This window comes from Streptomyces sp. AM 2-1-1, assembly GCF_029167645.1.
GTDB lineage: Bacteria > Actinomycetota > Actinomycetes > Streptomycetales > Streptomycetaceae > Streptomyces.
The window spans coordinates 6,927,261-6,940,299 of the sequence record NZ_CP119147.1 but is presented as its reverse complement, the minus strand read 5'-3'; the positions used below and the strand labels follow the sequence as shown (position 1 = coordinate 6,940,299).

The 13,039-nt window shown below is 71.1% G+C and carries 9 protein-coding genes; 3 read left to right on the top strand and 6 right to left on the bottom strand.

The genetic code is table 11. The features are described 5' to 3' along the window. Window positions 1-47 precede the first annotated feature (47 nt). Complete coding sequence (locus PZB77_RS29975) at window positions 48-1,370, bottom strand: peptidoglycan recognition family protein (RefSeq protein WP_275495760.1); 1,323 nt, start codon at window positions 1,368-1,370, stop codon at window positions 48-50. 364 nt (window positions 1,371-1,734) lie between these two features. Here PZB77_RS29975 and PZB77_RS29970 point away from each other — a divergent pair, with 364 nt between their 5' ends. Continuing rightward, window positions 1,735-3,975 (top strand): germacradienol/geosmin synthase, encoded by a 2,241-nt coding sequence (locus PZB77_RS29970; RefSeq protein WP_275495759.1) that lies wholly within the window; start codon window positions 1,735-1,737, stop codon window positions 3,973-3,975. 144 nt (window positions 3,976-4,119) lie between these two features. Here PZB77_RS29970 and PZB77_RS29965 read toward each other — a convergent pair whose 3' ends face one another. Beyond that, complete coding sequence (locus tag PZB77_RS29965; RefSeq protein ID WP_275495758.1) at window positions 4,120-5,709, bottom strand: hypothetical protein; 1,590 nt, start codon at window positions 5,707-5,709, stop codon at window positions 4,120-4,122. A gap of 595 nt (window positions 5,710-6,304) precedes the next feature. Beyond that, complete coding sequence (locus tag PZB77_RS29960; RefSeq protein ID WP_275495757.1) at window positions 6,305-7,213, bottom strand: DMT family transporter; 909 nt, start codon at window positions 7,211-7,213, stop codon at window positions 6,305-6,307. A gap of 92 nt (window positions 7,214-7,305) precedes the next feature. Here PZB77_RS29960 and PZB77_RS29955 point away from each other — a divergent pair, with 92 nt between their 5' ends. After that, a complete protein-coding gene (locus PZB77_RS29955) occupies window positions 7,306-7,929 on the top strand; it encodes an XRE family transcriptional regulator (RefSeq protein WP_275495756.1) in 624 nt (207 codons plus the stop codon). Between the two features lie 153 nt (window positions 7,930-8,082). After that, window positions 8,083-9,666, top strand: a complete 1,584-nt coding sequence (locus PZB77_RS29950; protein WP_275495755.1) for a cobalamin-dependent protein — start codon at window positions 8,083-8,085, stop codon at window positions 9,664-9,666. A gap of 654 nt (window positions 9,667-10,320) precedes the next feature. Here the strand turns inward: PZB77_RS29950 and PZB77_RS29945 are convergent. The 3 genes from PZB77_RS29945 to PZB77_RS29935 all read right to left on the bottom strand — a co-directional run bounded on the left by PZB77_RS29945 (window position 10,321) and on the right by PZB77_RS29935 (window position 12,953). Continuing rightward, the gene (locus tag PZB77_RS29945) at window positions 10,321-10,821 is read right to left on the bottom strand and encodes a hypothetical protein (protein WP_275495754.1); all 501 of its coding nucleotides are present in this window, start codon (window positions 10,819-10,821) and stop codon (window positions 10,321-10,323) included. A gap of 95 nt (window positions 10,822-10,916) precedes the next feature. After that, window positions 10,917-11,327, bottom strand: a complete 411-nt coding sequence (locus tag PZB77_RS29940) for an ACT domain-containing protein (protein ID WP_275495753.1) — start codon at window positions 11,325-11,327, stop codon at window positions 10,917-10,919. Window positions 11,328-11,426: 99 nt separating this feature from the next. Beyond that, window positions 11,427-12,953, bottom strand: coding sequence for a fatty acyl-CoA synthetase (locus PZB77_RS29935; protein ID WP_275495752.1), 1,527 nt, complete (start codon window positions 12,951-12,953; stop codon window positions 11,427-11,429). Between the last annotated feature and the right edge of the window lie 86 nt (window positions 12,954-13,039).

The window sequence follows — 13,039 nt, the reverse complement described above, 5'->3', positions numbered from 1 at the left end:
GGGCGGCCGTGCGGCGCGGGGGGCCCGTGCGCGGTGCGGGGCGTCCGTCAGCCGACGCGGACCACGTCCACGTCGGTGGCCTTCACGAACCCGACCCGGTGGCCGATCTGGACGGTCACATACTTCTGCGCGCCCGTGAAGTACGTGTGGTCGTACGGTTTCGAGGCGTCGATCGTCGGGGCGTAGTAGTAGCCAGTCGGGGCTTCGCCGCCGCCCGGGAACGCCTGGTCCGCCTTGATCGTGTAGACGAGCGGGGAGCCCGTGCGGGGCGTGAAGCCGGCCGGGTAGTCGGCCGCGTCCGGGTAGGCGACGCCGTAGACGGGGACCTCGGTCCGGCCCGCCTTCGGCCGGACGACGGTGCCCTTGGTGGGGACGGTGACACGTGTACCGGCGGGAGTGCTGAGCCATGCCTTGCTGCCGTACCACCAGATCGCCGTCCAGCCGGGCTGCCGCTCGGCGACGACGGCTTGCTGGCCGGCGCTGATCTTGCTCCCCCAGTCGGCGGCGCAGTCGGTGCCGGCCGATCCGTCCGGGTGCAGCCCGGGATCGGAGAAGAGGGGCGCGTCGGCGGCGGGAGCGGTACGCAGCGGAACGGCGCTGCTGCCCTGGAGCGGCAGGTCGACGCCCTTCTCGCAGTCGCGGAACTCCTGCTCGTTCCGCCGGAAGTCCGGTGCCACCGTGATGAGTCCGCCCTTCTTCGTGCCGGTCGGCCGGGGCTTCGCGCCGACCAGCGCCATGAAGCGGTTCCAGTCCCAGTAGGGGCCCGGATCCCAGTGCATTCCGGGGGTCCCGGCGGCGCTGGTGGGCGGGACTCCGTCGTGGCCGAGGATGTGCTGCCGGTCGAGCGGGATGTCGTAGCGCTCGGCGAGATGGGTCACCAGTTTCGCCGTGGAGCGGTACATCGCGTCGGTGTACCAGGCCGCTCCGTCGGCGGCGAAGCCCTCCTGCTCGATACCGATGGAGTGAGTGTTGACGTACCAGTTGCCGGCCTGCCAGGCGACGTCCTTGTTCTTCACCATCTGGGTGACGTGCCCGTCCGAGGACCGGACGACGTAGTGGGCGGACGTCTGGTTCAGCGGGTTCTGGAAGATCTTCAGGGTGGTGTCGAAGTCGACCTCGGTGTCGTGCAGCACGATGAACTTGATCGCGTTGCTCTGCGGCCGGTCGGCGGTGTCGTAGTTGCCGTAGGTGTCCTTGTCGGCCGGGTCTCCGGTCTGCTGGTACGCGGCGGGGACCCAGTCGCAGGCGAGGCTGCGCGGGCACTCGGGGCGCACGTCTTCGGCCTGGGCGGCCGGGGTGAGCAGGGCGGCGCTCAGCGCGCCGGCCGTGACCAGCGCGAGCGCGAGCCTGGACCTCTTCGTGGACGTCATGACAACCCTTCTGGGAGCGGGACGTGCATGTGCGGCGTCCGGCCGGGTGCGGGGCGATCTCTCGTACGGTCGTGGCGGCACACTCTCCGGCGCGGGGTGACGGCTCGTCAAGAGCGTGGTGGAGGGCGGTGGACGAGTCAGTGGTGCAGACCACTGAAGGCAGCTGTGACCTGCGACGACGGGAGTGTTCGAGGCGGATGACGGGTTGCCGTTACCGGAGTTTTACTCCATCACCCGGGCGCCGTGGTGATGATGTGACTTATGACCCTTGTGCGTACCCCGGATGGCGGAGGGGTAGTGCTCGCGCGGACAAGACGGGTCCGCGCGAACGGCGCGCGGAGTCTCCTGGAAAGGCCCCACGCACATGGCACAGCCCTTCTCGCTGCCGGACTTCTACGTCCCGTATCCGGCACGGCTCAGCCCGCATCTCGAGGAGGCGCGGCGTCATACCAAGGAATGGGCGCGCGGCATGGGGATGCTGGAGGGATCCGGCATCTGGGACGAGCGGGACCTCGACGCGCACGACTACGCGCTGCTGTGCGCGTACACCCATCCCGACTGCTCGTCCGAGGCCCTGTCCCTGGTCACCGACTGGTACGTCTGGGTCTTCTTCTTCGACGACCACTTCCTGGAGCTCTTCAAACGCACTCCGGACCGCGACGGCGCCAAGCGCTATCTGGAGCGGCTGCCCGCCTTCATGCCGATGGAGCGGGGCGCCCCGACACCCGAGCCCGTGAATCCGGTCGAGGCGGGGCTCGCGGATCTGTGGGCGCGTACGGTTCCGGCCATGTCGGACGCCTGGCGGGCGCGGTTCGCCGAGGCTACCGAGAACCTGCTCAACGAGTCCCTGTGGGAGCTCGCGAACATCAACGAGGGGCGGATCGCCAACCCCGTCGAGTACATCGAGATGCGCCGCAAGGTGGGGGGTGCCCCCTGGTCGGCCGGGCTCGTGGAGTACGCGGCGAACGCCGAGGTCCCCGAGGCGGTGGCCGGATCCCGGGCCCTGCGTGTCCTGCGGGACGCCTTCTCCGACGGCGTCCACCTGCGCAACGACCTCTTCTCCTACCAGCGTGAGGTGGAGGACGAGGGCGAGAACAGCAACGGCGTGCTGGTGCTGGAGAAGTTCCTCGGCTGTTCGACGCAGGAGGCGGCCGAGGCCGTCAACGACCTGCTCACCTCCCGGCTCCAGCAGTTCGAGAACACGGCCCTGACGGAACTCGGCCCGCTCTGCGCGTCCAAGGGCCTGGACCCGGCGCAGAGCGCCGCGGTTCTCGCGTACGTGAAGGGTTTGCAGGACTGGCAGTCCGGCGGACACGAGTGGCATCTGCGCTCCAGTCGCTACATGAACGACGGCGGGGCGGCGGGAACGGCTCCGGGGCGCCTGGGGATGTCGGACGCGTTCGGCATGGCGGCCGCGTCGATCCGGTTCACTCCCCGCTCGGAGACCGCCCGGCTGCGCGGTCACAGCCACGCGCCGAACCAGCGGGTCGGCCCGTCCCTGCTTCCGGACCTGCACCTGCCGTTCGGGACCACGCTCAGCCCTCACCTGGACGGGGCGCGGGTACGGATCGTCGACTGGGCGGGGCGGATGGGCATCCTCCAGGAACAGCCGGGGGTACCCGGCTCGCACATCTGGGACGAGGACCGGATCCTCGCGATCGACCTCCCGCTCTGTGCGGCGGGCATCCATCCGGATGCCTCGCCCGAGGAGTTGGACCTCTCCTCGGCGTGGCTGGCGTGGGGCACGTACGGCGACGACTGGTTCCCGGTGGTGCACGGGCGCACCCGCGATCTGGCCGGGGCGCGTCTGGCCAACGAACGGCTCTCGCTCTTCATGCCGTTGGACGGCTCGGTCACCAGCATGCCCGAGCCGGTCAACGCGTTGGAGCGTTCGCTGGGGGATCTGTGGCGGCGGACGGCCGGGCCGATGGACGAGGAGGGCCGGGTGGCCTTCCGGTACGCGATCGAGTCGATGACGGAGAGCTGGCTGTGGGAGCTGGCGAACCAGGCGCAGAACCGTATCCCCGACCCGGTGGACTACATCGAGATGCGGCGCATGACCTTCGGCTCGGACCTCACGATGGCCCTGTGCCGGCTGGCACACGGGAAGAAGGTGCCGCAGGAGATCTACCGCAGCGGTCCGATGCGGTCGCTGGAGAACGCGGCGGCGGACTACGCGGCCCTGTTGAACGACCTCTTCTCGTACCAGAAGGAGATCGAGTACGAGGGTGAGGTGCACAACGGCGTCCTGGTCGTGCAGAACTTCTTCGACGTCGACTATCCGACCGGGGTGGCGGTCATCCACGATCTGATGCACGGGCGTCTGCGGCAGTTCGAGCACGTCGCCGAGGTGGAACTGCCGGTGCTGTACGACGACTTCGCTCTGGACGCCGAATCGCGGGAGGTCCTCGCGGGCTATGTGCAGGAACTCCGGCACTGGCTCGCGGGCATCCTGATCTGGCACCGGGGCTGCCGCCGGTACCGCGAGGAGGACCTGCGCCGGGAACAGGCCGCCCGTTCGCCCTGGGGGCAGGTGGCGGGCCCGACCGGGCTGGGCACCTCGGCCGCGCGGATGGCCTCCCTGATGGCGAGTGCACGGGGGTAGCGCGGGTCGGCTCCGCCTGGGGCGGCGGGGTCGGAGTCGGGGCCGGGGTTGCCGCGCACCCCTGCCCCGGCCGGCCGCGCGGGCCGGCGGGGTCCACCGACGGCCGCCTGCGGCGGGTGTTCACCCGGCATCCGGGGCCGACGCTCAGCCGGCGAAGAACGTGCCCAGGGAAGCGAGGATCGTCAGCGCCGGCTGGGCGATGTCCGCGCTGGAGGCGAGCAGGGTCCGCAGGCGTTCGAGGCGGGCCGTCGCGGCCGGCCCGTCGTGCTCCGGCTCCGCGCCGAGGCGTGCGAGGTCGTGGATGGCGGCGGCGGCCTCCTCCCGTGCGGGTTCGGGCGTGTCCCGGCTCTCGAGTACGAGCCGGAGCAGTCCCACCAGGTCCTCGGCGTGGGCAGCGGTGGCGTAGGTGTTCTGGAAGTCCCGGATGACGGTGGACCGGGGGCGGTTGACGAAGGTGGTGTGCTCACCGTGGAAGGAGAAGTTGTCGGGCACTGCGGCTCCTGCGGGTCGTGGGAGGACGACGAGGCTGTTGCTGACCGTGAGTCCGGGAGGCGGGGGCACCAGTTCCGCCTTGATCGCCGTCTCGGCCTCGCGGACGGCTCGCAGGGCGGTGTCGTCGGTGACCGGGCCGGAGGAGAGCAGGGCCTCCACGGCGTCGGCGGCGGGAGCGCAGGTGTCGGTGCGGGGGGAGGGCGAGGCGCCCCGGCCGCGCTCGGAAGCGGGTCCGTACCGCGCCGGTCGTGTGCCCGCCTCCTCGGGGCTCGGCCCGGTGGACGTCACCGACCGCAGCGCGCGGTTCACCGACCCGAAGAGGGTCCTGAAGTAGGCCGTCGAGGTGTGCTCGATCCGGAACACGGCCTTCTCGTGCTCCTCGCCGTCCCCGGGCGGCCGGAAGAACACCCGGCAGGGAAGCATCTGGGGGTCCAGCCCGAGCCGGGCCGCCACCTCGTATGCGCCCTGGGGGTCGTACGGGGTCCAGCGGAGCCAGTGCATCACCGACATGACCCGGTACAGCTCGGGTTCCAGGTGGCGGCGCCAGTACTTCTTCGCCCGCGGCCAGTCGGCGCGGCGTTCCACCACGAAGACCCGGGTGGCCGGCCCGGAGAGCGCGTTGAGGTCGTCGAAGTGGGTGCGTACGTAGGTGGCGAGCTCCACGTCCGCGTCGGTGTAGAGCAGGACGCCCCACAGGCGCGGTCCCCCCGAGGGTGCCGCAGCGTGCTCCGCCAGCTGGAGCCAGCGGAAGAGCTGGTCCGGATTGCGCGGCGCCCCCATCTCGTAGCAGGCCTGGGCCGGGTACTCGACGGAGAGGACGAGCAGGTCCCCGTCGCGCAGCCCGGCCCGGTCCAGGGTGAGCCCGGCGGCGAGCCGCTCGTCCGTGGCGGCGTCCGAGAGCCACACGCCGAGGACGGCGTCGTCGTCCCGGGGACTTCGGCGGGGCGATCCGCGGCCCGGGACGACGGGCGCGGGTCGGGCGGCTCCCCGGCTGCGCGCCTCGGTCAGGCAGCGGGCCGTCAGTTCGCCGACGGTCACGGTGGACCGGTCGCCGTCGGGTACGGAGAGCGTGAAGGTGCCCTGACCCGTGCGCCGGCCGAGCTCGTGCCACCGTCCGGTGGAGTCACCCTCGAACTCCCCCGCCGCGATCATCGTGTCGAGGGTGTGGGAGAACCGGGCGCCGTAGGACCCGTAGGAGACGACGGACCAGTCGCCTTCACGGACGTCGATGGTCAAACGCATGGGTGGCCCTCTCGCCCCGCGGTACTACCGGACAGCGGGAAGGACGCGCGGGAGCGGCCCGTGGTTTCGCGCGCGGGGCGCGGAGGGCCGTCCGCGAGGTGGTGTTCGGGGGCATGCGGCTCGGAACCGGGGGCCACCGCGTCCCGCTCGTCGGCGGGCCGGTTCTGCCGCGCTCCCGGCATCGCGTGACCCACGGAGATGCGGGTCGAGCGGACCGGAGGGGCGCCGGGCCGATTCCGCGGCAGGACGACGGCCCCGAACGGCGGTCGACCGTCGTCCTGCCACGACCTCCAGACGCCGGCCGTCCTGGCGGTGGCGAGGGCAGACCCGGCGGGCAGGCCGGGAACGGGGGCCGGGAGGGGCGGCCGGGGCCCTGCTCCATGGTGATCAGCGTGATCCCAGCGCCGGCCGTCTCGTCGCGGAGGATGTCCTCGTACGCATCGGCCGGAGGAGTGAAACGCCGTACTACGCGGGCCTGTGCAAGGGTCCGAGGTCTCCTTCCAGCACGCTCTGGGTGATCCGGGACGAGACGACCTGGTCGTCCCCACGGTTGGCCGGCAGGTGTCAACGGGCGGTGCGAACGCTTGCCAGGTGCTCAACCGGCCCCGATCAACGAGACGCCGAGAAGAGTCACCGCGATCGCGGCCAGTTGCAGAGGGCGGAGGCGCTCGTGGTCGAGCCACCGGGCCAGAAGGACTGTGGCGACCGGGTACAGCGAGGAAAGGACCGACACCACTGGCAGAGAGCCGGTTCGGGTGGCGTAGGCGTACATCAGGTTCGCGGCCATGTCCGCCAGGCCGACCGCGGCAGCGGCGGCCAGCATGGGGCGGCTCCAGCGAGGCCGGTGCCCTTGCGTACCCGCTCGCAGCAGCAGGATGATCCCGACCACGCCGACGTAGGCGGCTCGCTGGCCGAGCATGGTCTGGGAGACCGATGTACGGCTGCCCTCGGCGATGGCGATCAGGACGACGCCGAACCCCGCGGCAGCCAGCAGCGCCAGGCCGATCGACTGCCCTGAGGACACCCCCGCTTCGGGTCCGGACCTCAGCTCGGGCGTCACGGCCAGGCAGGTGCCCAGACCCGCCGTCACCAAGCCGACGAACTGCAGCGGCGGAGGCATCTGGCCTTCGGCGACGCCTACGACGACCGGAAGAACGACGGAGATGGATGTCACCGGGGCCACCAGGCTCATCTGTCCTACGGCCAGAGCCCGGTAGAACGCACCGAGGGCGACTGCTCCCGCCAGCCCCGCCACTGCTCCCCAGGCCAGCGCATCCGTCTCCCACCCCGGGTCGTTCTGGGCGACGAAGAACACGACGGCACCGCCCAAGGCCGACACCTGGGCCATGAAGATCACTGAGTAGGCGGACCGCGCCCGTGACAGCCGGCCCCCCACGAAGTCCGCCGCCCCCCACAGCATGCTCGAACACAGCCCCAGCAGCAGTGCCACGGCGAACTCCTTCCTCGACCGTCGGGCAGTGACGAGCCATCTCGGTCCGCGCATGGTTCCGTAGACCGGCCAACTGGACTAGTTTGCAGGACCGCGGGGGCAGAGAAGGTGCAACTCCCCAAGTCCGTGCGACGGAAGGTGGAACCATGATGGCGAGCGCTGCCGAGTCGGCGAACCAGGCGATCGCCTGGAACGTCCAGACCCTGCGTGCGGAACGCTCGTGGAGCCTGCAGGCCCTGGCGACCCGTGCGGGCGTGAGCAAGGGAGTGCTGGTGCAGATCGAGAAGGCCCGCACCAACCCCAGCATCGCGACCCTCTGCAGGCTGGCCGATGCTCTGGGAGTGCGGCTGGAGCGCCTGCTGCAGGCTTCCGAGAACACCACGGTGCGCGTGGTGCGCGACGGGGACGCCGCTCGTCTGTGGGAGGGCCGGGCCGGGAGCAGCGGCCGGCTCCTCATCGGCTCCGAGCTGCCCAACGCCATCGAGATGTGGGACTGGCGCCTCTCCGCGGGTGACTGCTACAGCGGCGAAGCGCATGCCTCGGGAAGCTGGGAGATCGTCTACGTCCTTCGCGGCGTGCTCTCTCTTGACGTAGGAGGCCAGACGTTCGTCCTGCGTCACGGCGATGCCGCTGTGTTCGCCGCCGACCGCGAGCACAGCTACGGAAACCGGGCCGACGAGCGGCTCCACTTCGTCATGGCCGTCCTCCAGCCCCAGATCGCCCCCGAACGGCCTTGCCGGGTCGGCAACGCGGCGGAAATGCCCGCGTAGCCATCAAGCCACACACGGCAGAAAAAGCGCCAGGCCGGTCGGTTCGAGCGTCGTTCGACGGAGCGGGCTGCCTACGGTTGTTCTTCAGCCTTGTCCGCATGACGGCGTTCCGTGGAGCTGACAACCTGCACCGCCAGCTGAGGAGTTGCACGCATGGCACAGGTACTCATCGTCAACCCGCCCAACTCCAACACCGTGTTCGACGGCGCCACCTGCACGGTCACCCGCCCCGAGGATCACACCGACTGGTCCAACTTCCCCAGCCTGGGCGCGTTGACCCTCGCGTCCGCCTTGGCGGACATCCCTGGCGTGACCCCGGTGTACATCGACGGCACGGTCGTCCCCTGGCCCACCCTGCTGGACTACATCGACGCCCACGCCGGCGACATTCTCGCGGTGTGCGCCAGCGCGCTCACGGCCACGTACGAAGCCGCGGTCGCGGTCCTGGCCCACGCCAAAGCGGTACGCCCGCAGATCTGGACGGTCATCGGCAACGACCACTTCACCGCGCTGACCGAGCAGTGCCTGACCCGGCACCACGCCTGCATCGACTTCGGCTTCCGCGGCAACGAAGTCATCGCCCCGTTCCAGGCACTCATCGCCGACCTGCACCTCGGCCGGCTCCGGAAGCCGGAGGCGTACCCCGGCATCGCGGTCTGGAACGGGGGAGAGATCATTTCCGTCCCGCAGCGCCCCGAGCCAGTCTTCACCGCCGTTCGCCACGACCTGGTCGACGCCACGTTCGACCACTCCACGCCTTACCGGTCGAACTTCCAAACGCGTGTAGCCCCGCAGTTGCGCAAGATGCTCGGCGTGAACCTGCAGGCCGGGATGCCCGTGGAGATCGGCCGGGGCTGCATCAAGTTCCGGCGCGACGACGCCTGTTCGTTCTGCTCGATCCAGTTCGGCGGAATGTGGAAGAACTCGGTGCACGACCCGCACACGGCCTGGCAGCTCATCGAGCACATGAGCAACCACACCTACGACTACCTCTACCTGACCGCCGACGAACTCCCCCTGACCTTCGGCGGCCTGCTGCGCGGCATGCTCGATGAGGCCCCCGAGTGGTGGACCCGGACCCCGGAGAACGAGCGGCCCGTCATGGTGGGGTATGCGCGCGCCGACGGACTGTCCAATCCCCGCCACGCGGAAACGCTTCGGCGGCTCGGAATCCGGCAACTCATGGTCGGCCTGGATGCGGGCGCCCCCGTCTCTCTCCTGGCCATGAACAAACCACTGAGCCCGCGCAAGGACGGTGACCCCGCCCACCGGGCGGAGCTCATGTTCGAGCACAATGTGCAGGCCATGCGGACCGCCCGGGAGCACGGTCTGCTGCTCAAGATCGGCTTCGTCATCGGCCACCTGGGAATGACCCCCGAACTCCTGGCCGAGAACGCCGCCTCGATGCGCCGGTTGATAGACGCCGGCAAGGGAGTCGTCGCGTCTCTGGACGTCGAGGTGCTCTCGCCCGAGCCCGGTTCGCTGGACTACCGCTACCTCACCGAACCGGAACTGGCCGGGCGAGCGGCTCAGCGCCTCGGCCTCACCGTTGGCGAGGAGTCCGCACGCCGTGACATCGCGTCGCACTGGAAGGCTCTGGACGTCATCGACCGCGAAGCGGCGATGGCCGAGTACGTCGCCGCAGTCATGCCGGGTCTGACGCTGGACGACCTCGCCAGGACCCGTGGCGAACTGCGCGCGTACGGCAAAGCGGCAGGCATCGTCGTCGGAGAGTGACGGGGCGGTCCTCATCAGCACCCTCCCCCGGCACATACCCACGCAGTCGACCGGATCGGGTGATGCGGGCTGTTCGCCGGACCGTGTAGGGAGGGCTTCGGTGGCCCTGGTGGGGTGAGACGTCCGCGGGGCGGCGGCCCGACCGACGCCGTGAGGGCGGGAGCGGGTCGGGCTGCAGGCCGTGGCCGGCTTCGAGCCCCGCGAGAAGACCGCTGCCTCGTCGCGGCTCTCGGAGCGGTCGGTGGAGCGCCGGGGCGCCACTGGCGCGAAGTGGGCCTGGCCGGGGTGGCCCCGAAGGGCTCACCCGGCCGCTCCCGGCCGGCGGACCCGAGGATGGCGCGGCCCGAGCGGGAGTGAGAGCGAGGTCCGCCGGCTCACGGGCGGGCTGACCAGCCGTGGACACCCACCCCCGCCGTTCTCCTGCTGCTCACCGGCGCCGCCACCGCGGTCCCCCGGTCGGGCGGGGGGGCGGGCCCGTCGCGAGCGGCCGGGGGACGAGCGGGTCCTCGGGGCGGTGGACCGGGCCTTACGGGAAAGGGCGGGCACCCGTCCTGACCGCGCCCCCGCAGGGCTTCGGCGACACATCACGTCCCTGCCGCCGATGGAATCCGCGTCGGTCGCAGGGACGTTTCAGCCGCTCCGGGGCCGGGGGGATCAACTCTGCTGGAAGAGCTCCGCGGGCAGCGGCTTCAGCAGCGCGTAGAGATCGTCCGTGATCGGGCGGTCCCAGCTGGCGATCGTGACGAGGACACCGTCGCTGCGGTCGAACTGCACACAGGCGACGCGCGTCTCGGAGAGCTTGACCCGGCGCACGATCAACAGGTTGTCGCCCTGCATCACGGGCACGTCCTCGGTGGAGGTGACCTCCACCGGCTCGTCGTTCTCCAGGGCGAGGAGCAGCTGCGCCACCTCGAAGGGGACCTGCCCCTCGTCGGTCTCGCGGGCGGGTGAGCCCTCCGGGAGGTTCCCGATGATCATGGCCGGACCGCGGCCACCGTAGAGGTCGTACCGGAGGAAGACACCCTGGCAGGTGCCGTCGGGCGCGGGCAGCAGACCGGCGCCGAGGTTCCCGGGCCAGTCCCCCGGGTCCATGGCGAGGACATCGAAGTCCGGGCCGGCGGGAGTGGCGGCGCTGCGACGGCGGAGGAAGGACATGCGACCATGTTACGTGGCCCGGCTCACGTCGCGGATCCGGGCCCGGAGCGGTTTCGGAGGGCGCCCGGACCGGGGACGCGGGGCCTACGACCGCCTCACGGGCCGAGCGACTGCTCCGACGCGAGCGACTCCAGGACGGTGACCGCTTCGGCGGCCCGCTCGTACGGGACGAAGAGGTGGTCGTGGTGGTACCCGGCGACCACGTTGCAGCTGATGCCGGCGTCGGTCAGCGCGAGGGAGACGGCGGCGGTGAGCCCCACCGCGTCCAGCGCGGAGTGCACCCGCAGGGTGATCCACGCCGCCGGGAAGGCATGCGGGAGACCGGCGTCCCTCGCCTCGTGTTCGGGCAGGACGAGCGTCAGGCCCTCCCGCTCCATGACCGTGACGACGGGTGAGACGCCCGTCGGTACGGAGTCCCGGCGCACGCTCGCGAAGACGTACCGGCCGTCGTTCAGATCGGGCCGCAGGGAGCCCAGGAGGGTGCGGAGGTCGCGCTCGCCGGTCATGAGGTCATGGTAAGGCCCTCGCCGGGGGCGTGCGGTGAGGGTCGCGGCCGCTCCGCACGCGCGCGGGTGGCCGCCGCCGCACGAGGCGCCGCAGTCGTCTCAGGATGCTTCCGTCGCGTGGCGCTCGCGGAGGTCGCGCTTGAGGATCTTGCCGCTGGCGTTGCGCGGCAGGTCCTGGACGAAGACGACCCGCTTCCGGGCCTTGAAGGGGGTGAGTCGCTCGCGGACGTGCGCGATCAGTTCGGTGGCGGTCGCCTCGGAGGGGATCGCTCCGTCCCGTAGGACGACCACGGCGGTGACGGCCTCGATCCAGCGCGCGTCGGGCAGTCCGACGACGGCGGTCTCGGCCACCTGGGGGTGGGTGTAGAGAGCGTCCTCCACCTGGCGGGAGGCGATGAGGACACCGCCGGAGTTGATGACGTCCTTCACCCGGTCGACGACCGTGAAGTAGCCGTCGGTGTCGCGCACCGCGAGATCGCCGGAGCGGAACCAGCCGTCCCGGAAGGCCGCCTCGGTCTCCTCCGGCCGGTCCCAGTAGCCCTGGCACAACTGCGGTGACCGGTAGACGATCTCACCGGCGGTACCGTCCGGGACCTCCGTGCCGTGCTCGTCCACGACCCGCGCTTCGACGAAGAGGACCGGGCGGCCGCAGGAGTCCATCCGTCCCTCGTGCTCGTCGGGGCCGAGGACGAGGGCGAGCGGCCCGATCTCGCTCTGGCCGAAGCAGTTGTGGAAGGCGAGGCCGGGCAGGCGGGCACGCAGCCGTTCCAGGACGGGGACCGGCATGATCGACGCCCCGTAGAACGCCTTGCGGAGGCCGCGCAGGTCGCGGGTGGCGAACTCCGGGTGGTTGGCGAGGGAGATCCAGACGGTGGGTGGTGCGAAGAGGCTGTCCGCCCGCCCCGCCTCCACGAGATCGAAGATCAGGCCCGCGTCGGGGGCGTCCAGCACGGTGTTCTCCGCGCCCACGGCGAGGTAGGGCAGCAGGAAGACGTGCATCTGCGCGGAGTGGTAGAGGGGCAGCGCGTGCACCGGGCGGTCCGCCGCGTCGAGGCCGAGCGCGGTGAGAGCGCTGATGTACTCGTGGACGAGGGCGCCGTGCGTCATCATCGCGCCTTTGGGCAGCGCGGTGGTGCCCGAGGTGTAGAGCAGTTGGACGAGGTCGTCCGCGCCGGGGGCGCGCTCGGGGGTGAACGGGCGGGAGACGGCGAGCGCTTCGAGCAGGGAGCCCGGCGCGTCGCGCAGCGCCCGTACCGGGTGACCGGTGGTGACCCGGTCGGCCAGGTCGGGGTCGGTGAGGACGAGGGAGGTGCCGGACTCCCCGAGAACGTGGCCCAGATCCGCGCCGGTGAGGTTCTGGTTGACCGGTACGTGGATCAGACCAGCGCGGGCGCAGGCGAGGTAGGCGATCAGGTAGACGTCGGAGTTGTGGGCGTAGGTGGCGACCCTGTCCCCGTGGCCCAGTCCGTGCTCGCCGGTAAGGACGGCGGCGGCGGTCGTGACGGCGGAGTCCAGTTCCGCGTAGCTCCACGCCCGGTCGGCGTACCGGAGCGCGGTGCGGCCGGGGGCGCGCCGGGCACTGCGGGTCAGGAGACCGTCGACCGTACTGCTGCGTACACCTGTCATGGCCGAGATCCTGTGCGGGCGGGCGCTCCCGGTCAAGGGTGGCGCGGTGTCCGGGCAGAGCGTTCGGCCGCCCCGGCCGCCCGACG

Coding starts and splice junctions, on each gene's coding strand:
- PZB77_RS29975 (WP_275495760.1), bottom strand. CDS start 1,370: ATGACGTCCACGAAGAGGTCCAGGCTCGCGCTCGCGCTGGTCACGGCC.
- PZB77_RS29970 (WP_275495759.1), top strand. CDS start 1,735: ATGGCACAGCCCTTCTCGCTGCCGGACTTCTACGTCCCGTATCCGGCA.
- PZB77_RS29965 (WP_275495758.1), bottom strand. CDS start 5,709: ATGCGTTTGACCATCGACGTCCGTGAAGGCGACTGGTCCGTCGTCTCC.
- PZB77_RS29960 (WP_275495757.1), bottom strand. CDS start 7,213: ATGCGCGGACCGAGATGGCTCGTCACTGCCCGACGGTCGAGGAAGGAG.
- PZB77_RS29955 (WP_275495756.1), top strand. CDS start 7,306: ATGATGGCGAGCGCTGCCGAGTCGGCGAACCAGGCGATCGCCTGGAAC.
- PZB77_RS29950 (WP_275495755.1), top strand. CDS start 8,083: ATGGCACAGGTACTCATCGTCAACCCGCCCAACTCCAACACCGTGTTC.
- PZB77_RS29945 (WP_275495754.1), bottom strand. CDS start 10,821: ATGTCCTTCCTCCGCCGTCGCAGCGCCGCCACTCCCGCCGGCCCGGAC.
- PZB77_RS29940 (WP_275495753.1), bottom strand. CDS start 11,327: ATGACCGGCGAGCGCGACCTCCGCACCCTCCTGGGCTCCCTGCGGCCC.
- PZB77_RS29935 (WP_275495752.1), bottom strand. CDS start 12,953: ATGACAGGTGTACGCAGCAGTACGGTCGACGGTCTCCTGACCCGCAGT.